Below are 16,767 nucleotides of genomic sequence, written 5' to 3'. Positions count from 1 at the left end.
AGATTCCACCTCGCGATGGACACCCTTGCCCTTGGCTAGCGGTTCCGACTACTACGGCCCGCAGTGGACTTTCACCAAGTTGGCGCCCATGCCGGGCGCACCAAAAGCCGCCATGACCGAGTCATGACGACAGATTGAAACCGCAATCGCACTTAAAGTTGACTATGCATGTCTGTGCTGCCAGCGTCAGGGGTCCGCGCGGCCTCTTGCGCCTGCAGCCGCTTCGCCTCTTCCGCCGTGATGGTCGGGAGCTGAATGCGAAACACCGAGCCAGAACCCAGCGCCGAATCCACGGAAATGGTCCCGTGATAGTTTTCAATCAGCTGCTGCGCAATCGATAGTCCTAAGCCGTTGCCGCCTTTTTCGCGACTGCGCGCCTTGTCGACCCGGTAGAAGCGGTTGAAAACGCGCTCGCGGTCTTTCGGGGCAATGCCCTCGCCGAAGTCTTGGACCGCCAAGGCGACGCCATCCGAGTCCAGCGCCGCGGAGACATGGAGTTCCTTGCGCTTGGTGGAGTACTTGACCCCATTGTCCAGCAAGATGATCAGGATCTGCTCCAGGTGGTTGCGATACATGCGCACGTAAACTGGCCCTTCCAGGTCGTTGTCCAGCGTGATGGCAAAATCGGGATGGATCATGCGCATGTCGTTGACCACCTGGGCGATCACCTCACTGATGTCCGCCGTCGCGTTCGGGAACTGCACATCGACGGAATCGGCGCGGGTCAGCTCCAGCATTTCCTGAATCAGGCTCTTCATGCGCTGCACTTCCTGCAGGCTGGCTGCTAGCGACTCGTTCAGGACCTCAGGATCATCCTTCCCCCAGCGGTTCAGCAGCTGCAAGTGCCCCTCAAGCACGGCAACTGGCGTGCGCAGCTCGTGTGAGACGTCCTGGGTGAACTCGCCTTGCTGGTCGATGAAGCGCTGAATGCGGTCCAGCATGTCATTGAACTCGTCCACCAGATCGGACAGCTCGTCATTGCGGTGCAGCGACGGAATGCGGGCACTGCTTTGCGGCTCCTCGTTAATTTGGTCGATGGTTTTGGTGATCGAGCGAATCGGTTTGAGAAAGCGGGACGCGAGGAAAAAGCCCAGCGCCATGGACACCAGAAGCGCGGCCGCAGCCAGAGCTGCCACCAGCTCCCAAATGCGCTGCATGGTGGCATAAAACGCCGTCATGTGGTCGGTGATCTGCACGTAGCCAATCAGCTTGCCGTTTTGGCTGGAGGTGATCGGCGCGCGGGCAATCATCCCCTTAAAGCGCCCATTGCTGGCCATCTTAACCACGCTGCTCGACACACGAGAAAGCGGCTCATCGCTGTCGCGAGACGTGTACAGCTTGTGGCCGTCGCGATCGTAAACTGCCAGCGACATATCGTCGCGCGCGATTTTCTGCACAACCGAGTCGTTGTAGACACTGGTCTGCGGATCACCGCTGTCGCCACCGGCCGGCGGGGTGATCTGGTTATCAGCTTCAATGCGCGGCAGGACCGTGGTGGTCGTCAAATTCTTTGCGGCTGGGGCCAGTCGCTGTTCGACGGCACTCAGGGTCTCTTTCACCTCACCTTGTTCCTGGCTGATCAACACCTGACGCATCAAGGCGACCAGGATCAGGGACAGCACAATGAAGGTGGAGAAAATGCCGGCTGCAACAACGGCTGTCCACTTGAATCCAAGGGGCAGCCGCCGTTTTGTTTTTGTTGACTCAGGTTCAGACATTACGACCGCATCACGTAGCCGGTGCCCCGAACCGTCTGGATGTAGCTCGGCTCGCCTGGCCGATCGATCTTGTTGCGAATGTAACGGACATACACGTCGACCACGTTGGTCTCAACGTCTGAGTTGTATCCCCAGACCTTAGAAAGCAGCACGTCTCGCGCCAGCACCACGTTAATGTTCTCCATTAACGTCAGTAGCAGCTCGTATTCGCGCTTGGTCAGCTCGATGATGTCATCGCCGCGGCGCACGACCCGATTTTCCTTTTCGATCGTCAAATCCCGGTACGTGATGGTCGTCTGCTTGGCCGCGTTGTGCTCGCCTTCAATGGAGATCCGGCGCAGCAGCGCGCGAAGGCGGGCCAGCAGTTCCTCGATGGCAAATGGCTTGACGATGTAGTCATCGGCGCCGTGGTCAAGGCCGGAAACGCGGTCGATCACGGAGTCGCGGGCGGTCATCATGATGATCGGGGTGTTCTTGACCTGGCGCACGCGCCGGCAGACTTCCAAACCATTCAGTTCAGGCAACATCAAGTCCAGTAGGATTGCGTCCCAGTCTTCGTTGAGGGCGGCTTCCAGGCCGGTGCGCCCGTTGAAGTGCACGGCGGTTTCGTACCCTTCGTGCTTCAGTTCCAGCTCAACAAAGCGCGCGAGGTTTTTCTCATCTTCAATAATTAAAATCCGGCTCATTATTCTGCTCCTTAATCGATCCGCGCTGACCAAGCAGATTCTCATCTGGCTTGACCAACATCGCCAATTTTCTCATTTCATTTTCTATGCTGTGATTGTAGCATATCGGCACATGAAAAACTATCACATAAGGTTTTAACATTAAGATAAGCCGGAACCCGGTGAATGCCGTGAGCGTTCTCATTGGGCTATACCACGTCTGACAATATTAAATTATAAATATCTAAACCAGCTTTGGTCTATTCCAAAAAGCAAGCCACAAGAAAACCCTGTTGACGATCAACAGGGTTAGGCGAAACTTATTGTTCTGTATACCACGAGTAATGGAAGATGCCCTCGCGGTCGGTCCGCTGGTAGGTGTGCGCGCCGAAGTAATCGCGCTGCGCCTGAATGATGTTGGCTGGCAGGACCTCACTGCGATAGGAATCGTAGTAAGAAATCGCAGCCATGAACCCAGGTACCGGCACGCCGGCCTTAGTGGCAAAGCCGACCAAGTCGCGGACAGATTCCTGATAGTTCTTGGCGATGTCTTTGAAGTAGTCATCCAAAAGCAGGTTTTTCAGGTCAGGCTGCTTGGTGAAGGCATCGGTGATGTTTTGCAGGAACTTCGCGCGGATGATGCAGCCGGCGCGCCAGATCTGTGCCAGTTCGCCGTACTGCAGATTCCAGTTGTAGTGCTCGGAGGCTACGCGCATCTGCTCGAAGCCCTGCGCATAGCTCATCAGCTTGGAGAAGTACAGCGCCTTGCGGATCAGCTCGATGGTCTCCTCACGGTTTTCGAACTTCACGTTGCCGACCGGCTTTGGCAGGACCTTGCTGGCCGCGACCCGCTCGTCCTTCATCGCACTGATGTAACGGGCATAGAGAGACTCGGTGATGACACTTTGCGGCACGCCCAGCTCTGCGGCGCTTTGAGAGGACCACTTACCCGTCCCCTTGTTGCCGGCAGCGTCGAGGATCACGTCGACCATCGGCTTGCCGGAGCCTAAATCATCCTTGCGAGTCAGAATATCCGCGGTGATGTCGATCAGGTAAGACGAGAGCTCGCCTTCGCTCCACTTTTTGAAGACACCGGCGATCTCATCAACGGTCATCCCCAGCATATTGCGCATCACGTTGTAGGATTCGGCGATCAGTTCCATGTCACCGTACTCGATACCGTTGTGAACCATCTTGACGTAGTGGCCAGCGCCGTTTGGCCCAATGTAGGTCACGCAAGGCTTGCCGTCTTCGTCAGCCTTGGCCGCAATCTGCTCAAGAATCGGTGCAACCAGGTCGTAAGCCTCTTTTTGGCCACCTGGCATCAAACTTGGGCCGCGCAAGGCGCCCAGCTCACCGCCGGAAACCCCCATGCCGATGAAGTTGATCCCGGACTTGTCGAGTTCAGCACTGCGGCGCATGGTATCTTCGAAGAAGGTGTTGCCCCCATCGATCAGCACGTCGCCTTTGTCCAGCAGCGGCAGCAGCTCGGCGATCACGGCGTCAGTCCCGGCGCCGGCCTTGACCATCATGATGATCCGGCGCGGCTTTTCCAGGGAATTCACAAAGTCTTCCACGGTGTAGCTGGGCACCAGTTTCTTCTCCGGGTGGTCCTCAACGACTTTCTTCGTTTTCGACCCAGTCCGGTTGTAAATGGCGACCGTGTAGCCGCGACTTTCGATGTTCAGGGCCAGGTTCTTGCCCATCACGGCCATGCCGATGACGCCAATTGTTGGTGTTTCCATGTTTTTACCTCCCAAACGAACGAGTCGCCCCGCCGCTTATTTATATCGCAAATCAATACAGGTTAATACTAGCAAAAAAGGCCCGGCAATTAAAGCCGGACCAGCGGTTAATGCTTGTCCTCGTCATCCGGGAACAAGCCTTTCAATTTTTCAAAGGCGGGATTCGGCTGCTCGTCCGCTTCCTTGGTTTGGGCGTAATCGTCCTCGCCCATCACGGTCCAGTCTTCGCCCTCAGGCATTTCCCCGGCCTGGGCCTCTTCTGGGGTCAGCACCTGCATCGGAATCGACAGCAAAATGTGATCCTCGATGGCCGCCTGAATATCGAGCGTGTCGCCGTCCAAATCCAGCACCAGCTGATCTTCCTCGTACTTCTCCTCGTGCGCCGGGTCGGTGACGTAGATCTCACTAAACGTAAAATTAAGCGGCCAGTCAACCGGCTTCAGGCTGCGCGTGGACGGGATCACCATTGACCCCTGCAGCGTCACCGACGCCAGTAAATCCCCGTCGTCGAAGCTGATGTACCCGTCGACAACGATTGGCGTCACGTCTTGGATCTCGGGATCGCGCGTGACCAGGTGCTGCTTCAAGTCCAATGTCTCCTGAAAATGCAGCGGCGTTTTACGATATTTGGCCAGCTCACTGAGTGTCCATTTTAGCATGCGTCATTCTCCTTTCGCATCACCGGCACGCGGCCGTAATTCTGAGCGGTGCCGGTCAAGGTCTCGATCAGCTGATCGCAGCGGTGCTGCCACTGCATGAGCCCGCCCGGGGCCAGCATTGCCGCAGACACCTTGGTGATCAGCGGCAGTTCAACGGTTTTTTTGATCTGATGTAGGTACTGCCGGCCGGCTGCGGTGAAGCCGAGCACGTGCAGAAAGCGGTGCTGCTGCGCATCGGCCATCACCTCAGTAGTCAAGTTCAGCACCACGTACAGGCACAACCGCCGCATCCGTGCGTAGGTGTAACGCTTGGACTTGATTTGGTGCAGGAACCCGGCAAAATCCTGTGCGCCTGCCAGCTGCTCGGTCAGCCGAAACTCCAGCCCTTCAGACATCGTGTAGATGTCGCGCAGGGCAGCTAGGTCGGCGGTTTGCAGCCGGTAGCGCAGCAGCGGAAACAGGTCATCCCAGCTTTGGTGACGGGAAGCATCTAGTCCTGTTTGCATCGCCGCCGGCACCAGGTCAGCAACCGATTCACCTTGAGCCAAAGCCGCCCTGAGTGCACTGGCACTGGCACCGTCAGCCGAGATCTCAGCCTCATCGTGCGCCGCCCCGTGCCTTGCAAACGGCAGCAGGCGCAGCGGCGTGTCAAGCTTTCGGTTGGCCTGCGCGTAGCTGAGCCCCAGCAGCAAATTCGGCGCGTCCAGCGACACCCCGGCAGTTTGCTGGTAATACTGATTCAGCTGCGTCGCGTAGGTCTGCGTGTGGTCCTGAAATAGGCTGCCCTGCGGCGGGGCTGCCGCCACGCGCGCAGCCAGTGCCGCGTAATCCAGCGCCGGCGCCTCGGTGCCAAACGCCAGCGATTGCACCTGCAGCACCGATAGCAGCGCCAAAGCGCCTTGTGCAAACCCATCGGCCGCCTGCACGGCGTCGGTGGTGGGCAGCTCAACGACTAGGTCGGCGCCGCAGGCCAGCGCCGCCTTGGCGCGGGTCCACTTGTCGACGACAGCCGGCTCGCCGCGCTGAACAAAGTTGCCGGCCAAAAGCGCCACCACCACCTCTGCCCCGCTCAGCCGGCGCGCTTGCTGCAGCGCAAACACATGGCCATTGTGCAGCGGATTAAATTCGGCGATCATGCCAACGGCTTGCATAACTACCCCTTCTTTGCGTGAAAGAACCAGCGCGTGCTTTGCGGACCCACCGCCTGCCTGCCAAAGTCGGCCGTGACCTCAATGTGATCAAAGCCTGCAGTGGCCAGCGCCTGCTTGAAGTCCGCCAGCGGATAGGTGCGCTCCTTGTGGGTTTCGATCATCGGGTGGTAGGCGTCGAGTTTTTCATCGTAGACAAAAAAGGTCAGGTCGTGCTCGACCGAATGCGGCTCGTCGCCTTCGTAGCTGTGCCACATGAACGCGTAATCCTCGGTTTGATAATTGTACATGTACCCCGGGAACACCTCATCCATTTGGTAAAGCGAGTGCGCGTCGAAGAAAAAGTCGCCGCCGACCGAAAGCCTTTCGGCCACCTGGGTGAAAACCGTCTGCACACTGGCCAGGTCCTTCATGTAGCAGATCGAATCATCAAAGCAGGTTACGATGTCGCACTGGGGCAGCGCCGACAGGTCCTGCATGTCACCTTGAATCAGCGGCAGCGCGACCTTGGCAGCCTCGGCCTTGGCCTCTGCCAAAGCCAGCATTTCACTGGACAAATCAAACACGGCCACGTCAAAGCCAGCCTGCTTGAGTAGCAGCGCCAAGCTCCCTGACCCGCCGGCCAGCTCCAGGAGCAGCTGGCCCTGCGGCTGCACGTGCTTCAGCACGTAATCGCGCCACTGCAAATACAGCGAGTCATCCATCAGAGTGTCGTAGACTTCGGCAAAGGTCGAATAAATCATGCCTTGACCCAATCCTTCAAATCAACGATTGGCGCCTCGTTCCACAACTTTTCCAGGTTGTAAAAGGCGCGCTCTTCCGGCGTGAAGATGTCCACGACCACGTCGCCGAAGTCCATCAGGATCCACTTGGAATCCTTGTTGCCTTCGATGCGCGGCTCCGGGCCGCCAGCGGCCTTGACCTTTTCCTCAACGGCGTCGACGATTGCCTGCACCTGGCGCGTGGTGCCGCCGCTAGCAATCAGAAAATAGTCGGCCAAGAGTGAAACTTCGGTCATGTCCAGCGCCACGATATCCTCGGCGCGCTTATCATCAGCCGCACGAACGGCGGTTTCTAGCAATGCTTTCGAGTCCAGAACTATCCCTCCTTAGGAATGAATGCGTTGTAAGTCAGTAATGTTTTCGGATAAACGATCTTGTCTTCTGCAATCAGGTACTGCAGGGTGTTTTTCAGCTCAATGTAGCTGGCCTGACGCATGTCGGTTTGCGCCGCCTTGCGCGCGGCCACCTCGGCGTCCAGCGTCCGGGCCGGCTCAATAAAGTCGGCGACAAAGATGATCTGGTCCAACAGCGTCATCTCCGGGTCGCCGGTGGTGTGCCGCTCAATGGCCTGAAGCACCAGCTTGTCGGTCAAGCCGACCTCGGTTTGAATGAACCAGGTGCCAACCAGTCCGTGCCACACGCCGCGGCCGTAATTCAGCAGGTCCGGGTCAAACCCGTCCTCCATGATCACGCGCTTGTAGTCGGCGACGGGGATCTGCTTAGCGTAGTCATGAAACAACCCGGCCAAACCGGCCCGATCCACGTCAGCGCCAAAGCGCTTGGCCAGCGTCCGCGCCGTTTCCTCGACGCGCAGGCAGTGCTGAAAGCGGGCGTCGTCGAGCCGATTCTGCAGGTGGTTCAGCAGCTCGGCGCGGTTCAGGTCATGCGTTAAGCTGGCCGGGTATTCATAGTCACTCACGGTACAAGCCCTCTTTCTCAATGTAAGCGCGGACGCAATCCGGAACCAGGTAGCGAATACTCTGGCCGGTTTGCACCCGCGTGCGGATCTCACTGGACGACACGTCGATCAGCGGCGCGTCGACCCATGTAATGGGATACGGCGATGCCGGGGTGAAGCCGCGCCGCTTAACGCCGACAAAATGCACCAGCTTGACCAGCTGGTCGACGTCCCGCCACTTCGGCAGGTACGCCACCATGTCCGCTCCGATGATGAAATAGTAATCGGTGTCGGGATGGGCTTTTTTCAGCGCACGCATGGTGTCAATGGTGTAGCTGACGCCGCCGCGCTTGACCTCCGAGAGCTCCAGGTCAAACAGTGGGTTGTCGTGGATCGCCGCCTGCAGCATGGTCACTCGCTGGCCGACGTCAATGGCGTCCTTGTGGTCGACATGCGGCGGCTGGTTATCTGGCATGAAAAGGACTTTTTGCAGGCCGAGGGTCGTGCCGACCGCCTCGGCCATGATCAAATGGCCGATGTGAACCGGGTTGAACGTGCCGCCAAGGATCCCGATCTGCTTGCGGCGCGGGCCGAGAATCTGCTCGGACACTTCCTCGGTGATCACCGGCTGCGTCAAAGTCGTTGTCTTGCTTGTGATCCCCATGCGCTTACTTCCCCAGTTTGGCCACTTCGACCGACAGCTTGCGGTGCGCCTCTTGCGTCGCCCGCCGGTAAAGCAGGACGGTGCGGCCCATGGTCTGTGCGACCTGGGCGCCGCTGATCGTCCGACTCAGAAAAGCCCCGACTTCCTCGGGCGTCTCCTCGGCGGTAGGCAGCAGCGAGACCTTGACCAGCTCGCGCGCCTCCAAGGCCTTAGCGACGCTGTCGACGAATTGGTCGGACAGCCCGTTTTTGCCCAGCGTGGCGATGGGCCGCAGCCGGTTGGCCCGGGCGCGTAAAAAGCGTTTCTGTTTTCCAGTAAGCATGTGCACTCTCCTAAATTAAAGCTTTCCGCAACAACACATCGACCCCGTCTGGCGCCCAGCCGGCGACCGTGACGCCTGCCGGCACCACGACCCAGCCGAGCCCGGCGATCACCAGGTCCGACTCCTCCTTGGGGGTGAACTCAAAGCGCACCAGCTTGGGAAAATCAGCCAAATCTTCCGCACGCGGTGGACTCAGTAAGTCGCCGCGGTGCTTGTCGTAAAAGGCATCCGCGTTTTCCAGTTTAGTGCGGTGCAGCAGCAGCTGGTTGTCGGCGTAAATCGTGAAGCCGGCTTTCGGGCCGCGCAGGTAATCAAACCTAGCCAGCCCGGCGAAAAAGACGGTTTGGCCAGGGTTCAGCTGGTAGACGGTTGGCCGGATCGGCTTGCTTGGTGACACCAGCTTCAGGTCTTTGGGGTTCAGGAAGTGCGCCATCTGCCGGCGGTGAATAATCCCTGGCGTGTCGATCAAAAAGTGGCCGTCGTCCAGCGGAATCTGAATCCGGTCCAGCGTGGTCCCGGGAAAGCGCGAGGTGGTGATCAGGTCGGCCATGCCGTTTTCATCTTTAATGATGCGATTGATCAGCGTGGACTTCCCGGTGTTGGTCACCCCGACCACGTACACGTCGCGGTGCGCGCGGTACTGCTCGATCAAATCCAGCAGTGCGTCCAAGTTGTGGCCCTTTTTGGCCGAGGTCAGCACCGTCGCCACCGGCCGCAGCCCCTGGGCGTGGGCCGCCTGAGTCAGCCAGTTCGTCACCTTCCGCGGGTTGATCGACTTGGGCAGCACGTCCGCCTTGTTGCCAACCAGGATCACCGGATTGTCGCCGACGAAGCGGTGCAGCCCCGGGATCACGCTGCCGTTAAAGTCAAAAATATCCACCACGTTAACAATCAGCGCGTCGCTTTCACCCAAGGCGTTCAGCAGGCGCAAAAAATCGTCGTCGGTCAGTTCAACCGGCGCGACTTCATTGTAGTGACGCAGCCGAAAACAGCGCTGGCAGTAAACTTCTTCGCCTGCGCGGGCCTTGTCAAGTGAGCTTGCCGGCAGAAAGCCTGCCGCTTTGGGGTCCGTGCTTTGCAAGCGGGCCCCGCAGCCGATACAATACAGCGGCTCATCAGTGTTTGTCATTCAATTCCTCCGTAAAATTAAGCTGATTATTTTTCTTCATGCGATGCAGGACGAAGCCTTCGAAAAAGCGGTTGATCCGCGTGTTCCAGGCGTCGGTTTCCACCAGCGGCTGCACCAGCACCGTCCTCACTTTGGCGGCGTTACCCGCTGCCATGTCGGTCATGAGCTGGTCGCCCACCATGACTACGGCGCGCTTTTCGAGCCCCAACTGGCGCACCGCGCGGTTGATGCCCAGCGGCAGCGGCTTCATGGCTCTGGCCACAAAAGGTAGATCCAGCTTGGCCAGTGCGCGGCCGATTCGCGCCCGGTTATTGTTGGACACCACCATCACGGTGATCCCAGCCTGCTTCATTTCCTGCAGCCAATCATGCAGCTGCTTGGTACCGTCCGGGTTATTCCAGGCGATCAGCGTATTGTCAAGATCAGTCAGCACCGCCGAGATGCCTTGCCGTTTCAGTTGCGCCGGCGTTAAATTATAGATGGCCTTCACCAGCCAAGTCGGTTCGAACACTGCCACAAGCGGCCTCCTCTGTAATCTAGTTCTTTTCATTATAACACGCAGAAAGAGCCGGTACCGCAAGCGCGCAAACTTGACCGAAGCCCCAAGAATTATTCACGCTTTGACGCGCAAAGTCAAGGCTAATTCGTCGCTTTTGTCCCGGCAAAGTCGTAGGCTAGCTTTGAAGCAGCCGCAATTTGCCTGCTGAACCCAGATCTGGAGGAGAACATGACACTGCATTATCAATTTATCGACGGGGACCGCACGTTGGCGCCGCTGCTCTTGCTGCACGGCAACGGCGGCACGGAGCGCGACCTGCTGCCGATTGGCCAGTTCATCGCGCCAGACGCCCCGCGGCTGGCCATTCGCGGCCGTGAGATTGAGCAAGGCGAAACCCGCTACTTCCGGCACCTGCCGGATGGCACAATCGACTTCGCCAACCTGGACACTGAAACAACCTGGCTGCTGAACACGGCGGCGGCTTTAACCCGCAAGTACCAGCTCTTTGCTTCGCGGATGATTGTCGCCGGTTACTCCAATGGCGGCAACCTCGCCATCCGGGCCATGATGACTCAGCCGCTGCCGTATCGCACTGCCTTGCTGTTTCATGGCAAACCGCTCGGCCCGCTGGACCAGCCGAAGCTTCGGCCCCACACCCTGGTCTGGGCGTCGTATGGCACTCATGACCCCATTGTCTCCCAGGCAGAATTTGCGACGCTTCAGGCGCAGATCCAAACGGCAGGCGGTGGACTGACCACTTTCACCCATGACGAGCAGCACAATCTCAACTTTTCCGAACTGCAAGCCGCCAAGCACTGGCTGGCACAGTCCGGGCGACTCAAGGAGGAATCGCTTTGATTCGGTTTGGTTTTGATCATTACGGCGATCCGGCGGTTTTTACCGCCATCCAGGCCCCTGTGCCACAGCCGAAACCTGGCCAGGTGCAGATCCAGGTTCTAGGCTTTGGCCTCAATCCGTACGACGCCTCCCTGCGCCGCGGCGAACAAGCCGCCTATCGCAAGCTGAAGTGGCCGATTGTTCCCGGCACCGACGTGGTGGGCCGCGTGAGCGCGGTCGGCGCCGGCGTGGCTGACTTGACCGTCAACGATGTCGTGATCAATTACCGGCCCATCGGCGGCTACAGCGAATTTGTGGTCGCCAGCGTCGGTAAGGTCATGAAGAAGCCGGCCGGCCTCAGTCTCGCCGAGGCGGCGGGCCTGCCGCAAGTCGGCATCGCCGCGGCGACCGTTCTGCAAACGCTCGCCTTGGCTCCCGGCCAAACGCTGGCTGTCGAGGGTGCCAGCGGCGGTGTGGGCGCCATGGTGGTGCAGCTGGCCAAGGCGCAGCACCTGCATGTAATCGCCACTGCTAGCGCGCGCAATGCCGAGTACCTCAGACAGCTAGGGACAGACGACATTGGCGCGTATGATGAGGAAGACGTGGCGAAACGGTTTGCCAACCAGGCCGACGCGACCGTCAATGCGATCAGTGGCGGCTTCGACCGAGGCGCAGGCGCATTGATCACCCGCCCGGGCGGCACCCTGCTGACCACCGCTTACGCCAAGCCGGAAACCGGCGGCAAGTGCCTCGACCTGGTTCAGCTCGGCGATGGCTCGCAGGAAAAACCCGAAACGGTCTTTCCACAGCTTGCGGCCCTGGCCAAAGCCGGCGGTCTTTCGGTCCGCATTGCCAAGCAGCTGCCGTTTACCCTAGCCGGCGTGCAGGAAGGCCACCGGCTGCTTGAATGCCACCACCCGGCGGGCAAACTCGTCGTCATGAAGAACCCTGCAGAATAACAAAACCCTCGCGGCGTCGCAGTCGCAAGGGTCCCTAATGGCCAGCACATCTGCTGGCCTATTTTGATGGCAAAAATGACTTGACTCAATCGGCGTAGCGGTTGTCGATCAGCTGCGTGCGTTTGATTTCGCCGATGTCGTGCGTGCCAGTCAGCTGCATCGCGATCAGCAGCTCGTTTTCAAGCTCCTCGAACACCGCCTCAACGCCTTGGCTGCCGCCAAGCGCCAGGCCGTAAATCACCGGCCGGCCGATGGCGACCAAGTCGGCGCCGGACGCCAGCGCCTTGAACACATGCATACCCCGGCGCACCCCAGAGTCAAAGACGATTGGGACCCGGTGAGCCACCTGCTTGGCCACCACCTGCAACGCATCGAACGACGCGACGCCGCCATCCAGCTGCCTGCCGCCGTGGTTAGAGACCCAAATGCCGTCGGCGCCGGCGCGAATCGCGACTTCAGCATCCGCTGCGGTTTGCACCCCTTTAACGTACACAGGCAGCCCTGAGTAATCCTTAATGAAGGCAATGTCGTGCGGCGAAAGGGCCTGCTTGGCCGATTTGTAAACGGCGTCCATTGTCCGGTCCTGGCCGTCTTCGTAAGGCACGATCGGCAGGCCAACCGGGAACGTGAAGTGGTTGCGCTTGTCCGCCTCGCGGTAGCCGCCCACGGTGGCATCGGCGGTCAACACAATCACCTCGGCCCCATTTTGCTTGGCCACATCGAGCATCTGCTTCGTCGCCTTGTCGTCCTTGCTTTGGTAAAGCTGGAACCACTGCGGCTGGCCGGCGCGCACCGCGGCCTGCGCCTCGTAGGTCTCACTGGCAAACGATGAAATCGTGAAAATGGTGCCATGCTTGGCCACGCCCCGGGCAGTGGCGACCTCCCCCTGGGTGTTGGCCAGCTTGTGGGCGGCCACCGGCGCCATGATCAGCGGACTGGTCAGGCGGTGGCCCATAAAGTCGACGTGCATGTCGGCGGGAAACGAAATGTCCTGCAGCACGCGCGGCGCCACCAGTTTGTGGTTGAACGCCTTGATATTCTCCCGGATGGTGTAAAGATCCTGGGCTCCGCTTGAGATGTAGCCATACGCGCCCTGGGGGATCACTTCTTTTGCCGCCTCCTCCAGGTCAAACACGTTGATCACGTCGAGGGGTTGTTCTGCACTGCTTGTCACAAATGGCTCTGCCATGTTGCTCACCTCTGGATTAGATTATGAATTGCACGATTTGATTTGTCGCAATCGTTCATTCGCTATTTAGTCTAGCACCATTAGTAAACGCTTTCAATCGTTGGCACAAAAAAATCGGTCCGGGTGCGAACCGATTGATTATGGATGTTATGCCAAAGCCTTCTTGGCGGTTGCTGCCAAAGCAGCGAAGCCGTCAGGATCGGAAACGGCGATGTCCGCAAGCATCTTGCGGTTCATGTCGACCTTCGCAACCTTCAAGCCGTGCATCAGCTTGCTGTAAGAAATGTCGTTGATCCGCGCCGCAGCGTTGATCCGGGCAATCCACAGGGAGCGATAGTTGCGCTTGGTTGCGCGGCGGTCGCGGAAAGCGTACCGGTACGAAACCATGACCTGCGCACTTGCTGCCTTGAACAGCAGGTGCTTTGACCCACGGTAGCCCTTGGCGAGCTTCAGGATCTTTTTACGACGCTTACGAGTAACTGTTCCACCTTTTACACGTGCCATGTTAATTCCTCCTCAAAAATCAAGCGAAAACGATAAGTGCAAGGACCGCATGCGGCCGCAGGCACAATTACTTCATCTGACTCATCATCTGGCGGATCCGCTTCATATCTGAGTGGGATACCAAACCTGACTTGCGCAGCTGACGACGCTGCTTCTTAGTCTTACCGTGGAACCGGTGACTGGTGTACGCGTGGCCCCGCTTCAAAGCGCCACTAGCAGTTTTCTTGAAGCGCTTAGCAGAAGCGCGGTGTGTCTTGAATTTTGGCATGACGATTTTCCTCCTAATACGTATGTTGAAGAATCAATTACTGGTTCTTCTGATCTGGCTTTGGGGTGAGCATCAGGAACATGAAGCGGCCGTCCATCTTGGGACGAACCTCCACGTTCGCGATGTCTTTCAGCGCGTCGGCCATTTGTTCCAGGACTTTTCGACCCAAGTCCTTATGGGTGATCGCCCGCCCTCGGAACCGCACAGAAACCTTGACCTTGTCCCCTTTTTCCAGGAACTTCTGCGCGTTCTTCAGACGAGTGTTGAAATCAGCTTCGCCGATCGTCGGGCTCAACCGAATTTCTTTGATGCTGATGGTTTTTTGCTTCTTGCGTTCTTCGCGCTGTTTCTTTTGCAGCTCGAACCGGAACTTGCCGAAATCCATGATGCGGGCAACTGGCGGCTTGGCAGTCGGCGAAACCAGAACTAAGTCCAGGTTTGCCGTCGATGCAAGTTCCATCGCCTCGCTTGTGCTCTTGACGCCAAGTTGTTCACCATGTTGGTCGATCAAGCGGACTTCGCGGGCGCGGATCCCATCGTTGACCATCATATCTCGTGCTATGGCAATTCACCTCCGAATTAATTTCGAGAAAAGCAAAAAAACGACAGACACAGAATGTGCCCGCCGTCGATTATCTACCGATCATTTACCTAGAGGCCAGTGGCGTGGGTGAGAAGCGGGAACTTCTGCTTTTTCTCAACTTTCTAATCATACACGCCCGCACCCGGTGCGTCAAGCTTTTCACCAAACGCCCAGACGCGCAAAGAAAAAGGGGGCACGCCCCTTTTCCCCAAACGCTTCAGTTACTTGTCCAGGTTAGCCTGGCCTTCGCCGCGCTTGTGCTTCCCGTCGCGACTGTAGTTCTTGATTTCGGCTTCGACCGATTCAATGAACAAGTTGGCCGGCATCTCCTCGCCGTCGGACTCACCATAGCGGCGAACCGACACGGCGGCAGCGTTAACTTCCTTGTCCCCGACCACGACCGTGTAAGGAATCTTCTGGGTCTGAGCTTCACGAATCTTGTAGCCCATCTGCTCGTTGCGGCTGTCCAGGTCGACGCGCAGGCCGGCCTTGACCATCTTATCCTTCAGCAGCTTGGCGTATTCGAGGTGCTGATCCAAAGAAACCGGGATCAGTTCGACCTGAGTTGGGGCCAACCAGGTTGGGAAGGCGCCCTTGTAGATTTCCGTCAGGTACGCAATGAAACGCTCCATCGTGCCGACAATGCCGCGGTGGATCATGACTGGGCGGTGGTTTTCACCATCAGCGCCGACGTAGCTCAGGTCAAACCGCTCTGGCAGCATGAAGTCCAGCTGAATGGTCGACATGGTTTCCTCGTTGCCCAGGGCCGTCTTGGTCTGGATGTCGAGCTTCGGGCCGTAGAAGGCGGCTTCGCCTTCAGCCTCGTAGTAGTCAAGGCCCAGGTCGTCCATGGCGCCCTTCAGCATGCTCTGACTGCGGGTCCACATTTCGTTATCATCGAAATACTTCTCGGTGTTCTTAGGATCGCGGTAGGACAGGCGGAAGGTGTAATCGGAGATGTTGAAGTCTTCATAAACGGCCATGATCAGCTTCAGGATCTTCTTGAACTCGTCTTGGACCTGATCCAAAGCGACAAAAGTGTGGCCATCGTTCAGGGTCATTTCCCGCACGCGCTGCAGGCCAGACAATGCCCCGGACTTTTCGTAGCGGTGCATCATGCCCAGTTCGGCGATGCGCAGCGGCAGCTCACGGTAAGAGCGAATGTGGTGCTTGAAGATCTGGATGTGGCTCGGGCAGTTCATTGGCCGCAGTTCCAGCATTTCGCCGTCGCCCATGTCCATCGGTGGGAACATGTCATCGCGGTAGTGATCCCAGTGGCCGGAGGTCTTATACGCATCCACGTTCATCAACACTGGGGTGTAGACGTGCTCGTAGCCATCGGCGATTTCCTTGTCGATGATGTAGCGCTCGATGATGCGGCGAATCGTGGCGCCTTTTGGCATCCAGTACGGCAGGCCGGCACCGACCTTAGGATCCACAAAGAACAGATCCAGGTCGCGGCCAATCACGCGGTGGTCGCGCTCCTTGGCTTCCTGACGGCGCTTGCCGTCTGCTTCCAGGTCGGCTTCCTTGTAGTAGGCCGTCGCGTAGATCCGCTGCAGCATCGGGTTGGACGACTTGCCCTGCCAGTAGGCCCCGGCAACCGACAGCAGCTTGAAGTGCTTGAGGTCCTTCAGGTTGGGCAGCAGCACGCTTTCCTCAAAGTCGCAGAAGTCGCCGAGCTTGAAGCCGTTGACTTCATCGCCCTTGATGGCATCGATCAGCTGCACCTTGTACGGTTCGTCGGCAAAGGCCTTTTTCGCGTCAGCCTTGCTCATGCTGATTTTTTCAATCGGCGCATTGGCCTTGATGATTTCCTTCATCTTGGCGTCGATGGCCGGCAGCTGGTCGACGGTCAGCTGGCCGTCTTCACGATCGGTATCGTAGTAGAAGCCGTCATCTGCGGCCTCGCCTTCGCCCAAGCGCACTTCTGGGTGCAGCGCCTTGATGGCCGCAGCCAGCACAAACGCACCAGTCTGGCGCAGCACATCCAGGCCTTCAGCGGAGTCCTTGGTGATGATTTCCAGGCTGCCATCAGCCTTCAGCGCATCGTTCAGCCCAATCAGCTGATCGTTGTACTTGCCGGCCACGGCCTTTTTGGCTAGGCTGTTGGCAATGCTCTTGGCAACGTCCAGCGTCGAAACTCCGGCGTCGAATTCTTTGATGCTGTTATCTGGTAACGTGATCTTGATTGACAT

Annotated in this window: 19 protein-coding genes; 2 read left to right on the top strand and 17 right to left on the bottom strand. The window is 58.2% G+C overall.

Going from position 1 to position 16,767, the window contains the following annotated elements; translation table 11 throughout:
- Window positions 1-152: 152 nt before the first annotated feature.
- The 12 genes from EKM86_RS04420 to EKM86_RS04365 all read right to left on the bottom strand — a co-directional run bounded on the left by EKM86_RS04420 (window position 153) and on the right by EKM86_RS04365 (window position 10,247).
- Window positions 153-1,718, bottom strand: a complete 1,566-nt coding sequence (locus tag EKM86_RS04420; protein WP_125755433.1) for a HAMP domain-containing sensor histidine kinase — start codon at window positions 1,716-1,718, stop codon at window positions 153-155.
- Window positions 1,718-2,404: a response regulator transcription factor gene (locus EKM86_RS04415; RefSeq protein WP_054664417.1), complete on the bottom strand. Its 687-nt coding sequence runs from the start codon at window positions 2,402-2,404 to the stop codon at window positions 1,718-1,720. The genes EKM86_RS04420 and EKM86_RS04415 overlap by 1 nt, the downstream gene beginning before the upstream one ends.
- Window positions 2,405-2,703: 299 nt before the next feature.
- Window positions 2,704-4,128, bottom strand: coding sequence for an NADP-dependent phosphogluconate dehydrogenase (gndA, locus tag EKM86_RS04410; RefSeq protein WP_125755431.1), 1,425 nt, complete (start codon window positions 4,126-4,128; stop codon window positions 2,704-2,706).
- Between the two features lie 107 nt (window positions 4,129-4,235).
- On the bottom strand, window positions 4,236-4,787 hold the full coding sequence (locus EKM86_RS04405) for a YceD family protein (RefSeq protein ID WP_125755429.1): 552 nt from the start codon (window positions 4,785-4,787) through the stop codon (window positions 4,236-4,238).
- Complete coding sequence (locus EKM86_RS04400; protein ID WP_125755427.1) at window positions 4,781-5,938, bottom strand: nucleotidyltransferase; 1,158 nt, start codon at window positions 5,936-5,938, stop codon at window positions 4,781-4,783. Before EKM86_RS04400 ends, EKM86_RS04405 begins: the two co-directional genes overlap by 7 nt.
- Window positions 5,939-5,940: 2 nt before the next feature.
- On the bottom strand, window positions 5,941-6,678 hold the full coding sequence (locus EKM86_RS04395) for a class I SAM-dependent DNA methyltransferase (protein ID WP_125755425.1): 738 nt from the start codon (window positions 6,676-6,678) through the stop codon (window positions 5,941-5,943).
- A complete protein-coding gene (rsfS, locus tag EKM86_RS04390) occupies window positions 6,675-7,037 on the bottom strand; it encodes a ribosome silencing factor (RefSeq protein ID WP_225419351.1) in 363 nt (120 codons plus the stop codon). Before rsfS ends, EKM86_RS04395 begins: the two co-directional genes overlap by 4 nt.
- Complete coding sequence (gene yqeK, locus EKM86_RS04385; RefSeq protein ID WP_125755420.1) at window positions 7,034-7,636, bottom strand: bis(5'-nucleosyl)-tetraphosphatase (symmetrical) YqeK; 603 nt, start codon at window positions 7,634-7,636, stop codon at window positions 7,034-7,036. The genes rsfS and yqeK overlap by 4 nt, the downstream gene beginning before the upstream one ends.
- Window positions 7,629-8,279, bottom strand: coding sequence for a nicotinate-nucleotide adenylyltransferase (locus EKM86_RS04380; RefSeq protein WP_125755419.1), 651 nt, complete (start codon window positions 8,277-8,279; stop codon window positions 7,629-7,631). Before EKM86_RS04380 ends, yqeK begins: the two co-directional genes overlap by 8 nt.
- A gap of 4 nt (window positions 8,280-8,283) precedes the next feature.
- On the bottom strand, window positions 8,284-8,601 hold the full coding sequence (yhbY, locus tag EKM86_RS04375) for a ribosome assembly RNA-binding protein YhbY (RefSeq protein ID WP_125755416.1): 318 nt from the start codon (window positions 8,599-8,601) through the stop codon (window positions 8,284-8,286).
- A 10-nt stretch (window positions 8,602-8,611) separates the two neighbouring features.
- Entirely contained in the window at window positions 8,612-9,730 is a 1,119-nt protein-coding gene (gene yqeH / locus EKM86_RS04370; RefSeq protein WP_125755414.1) for a ribosome biogenesis GTPase YqeH, read from the bottom strand.
- Entirely contained in the window at window positions 9,717-10,247 is a 531-nt protein-coding gene (locus EKM86_RS04365) for a YqeG family HAD IIIA-type phosphatase (protein ID WP_191988012.1), read from the bottom strand. Before EKM86_RS04365 ends, yqeH begins: the two co-directional genes overlap by 14 nt.
- A gap of 210 nt (window positions 10,248-10,457) precedes the next feature.
- Between EKM86_RS04365 and EKM86_RS04360 the strand changes: the two genes are divergently transcribed.
- Window positions 10,458-11,087 carry an alpha/beta hydrolase gene (locus EKM86_RS04360; RefSeq protein ID WP_125755412.1) on the top strand — a complete coding sequence of 210 codons (630 nt, stop codon included), beginning with the start codon at window positions 10,458-10,460 and terminating at the stop codon, window positions 11,085-11,087.
- Window positions 11,084-12,025 carry an NADP-dependent oxidoreductase gene (locus EKM86_RS04355; protein ID WP_125755411.1) on the top strand — a complete coding sequence of 314 codons (942 nt, stop codon included), beginning with the start codon at window positions 11,084-11,086 and terminating at the stop codon, window positions 12,023-12,025. Before EKM86_RS04360 ends, EKM86_RS04355 begins: the two co-directional genes overlap by 4 nt.
- 85 nt (window positions 12,026-12,110) lie before the next feature.
- Here EKM86_RS04355 and EKM86_RS04350 read toward each other — a convergent pair whose 3' ends face one another.
- The 5 genes from EKM86_RS04350 to thrS all read right to left on the bottom strand — a co-directional run bounded on the left by EKM86_RS04350 (window position 12,111) and on the right by thrS (window position 16,767).
- Window positions 12,111-13,214 carry an alpha-hydroxy-acid oxidizing protein gene (locus EKM86_RS04350; protein WP_125755410.1) on the bottom strand — a complete coding sequence of 368 codons (1,104 nt, stop codon included), beginning with the start codon at window positions 13,212-13,214 and terminating at the stop codon, window positions 12,111-12,113.
- Window positions 13,215-13,361: 147 nt separating this feature from the next.
- Entirely contained in the window at window positions 13,362-13,718 is a 357-nt protein-coding gene (gene rplT / locus EKM86_RS04345) for a 50S ribosomal protein L20 (protein WP_125755409.1), read from the bottom strand.
- Window positions 13,719-13,785: 67 nt separating this feature from the next.
- Window positions 13,786-13,986, bottom strand: coding sequence for a 50S ribosomal protein L35 (gene rpmI / locus EKM86_RS04340; RefSeq protein ID WP_054665996.1), 201 nt, complete (start codon window positions 13,984-13,986; stop codon window positions 13,786-13,788).
- A 37-nt stretch (window positions 13,987-14,023) separates the two neighbouring features.
- Entirely contained in the window at window positions 14,024-14,554 is a 531-nt protein-coding gene (gene infC / locus EKM86_RS04335; protein ID WP_164506166.1) for a translation initiation factor IF-3, read from the bottom strand.
- 236 nt (window positions 14,555-14,790) lie between these two features.
- The gene (gene thrS / locus EKM86_RS04330) at window positions 14,791-16,767 is read right to left on the bottom strand and encodes a threonine--tRNA ligase (protein WP_125755407.1); all 1,977 of its coding nucleotides are present in this window, start codon (window positions 16,765-16,767) and stop codon (window positions 14,791-14,793) included.

The sequence above is a fragment of the Lacticaseibacillus hegangensis genome, assembly GCF_003946465.1.
In the GTDB taxonomy this organism is placed as follows: domain Bacteria; phylum Bacillota; class Bacilli; order Lactobacillales; family Lactobacillaceae; genus Lacticaseibacillus; species Lacticaseibacillus hegangensis.
This window is presented reverse-complemented; position numbering and strand designations above follow the sequence as displayed.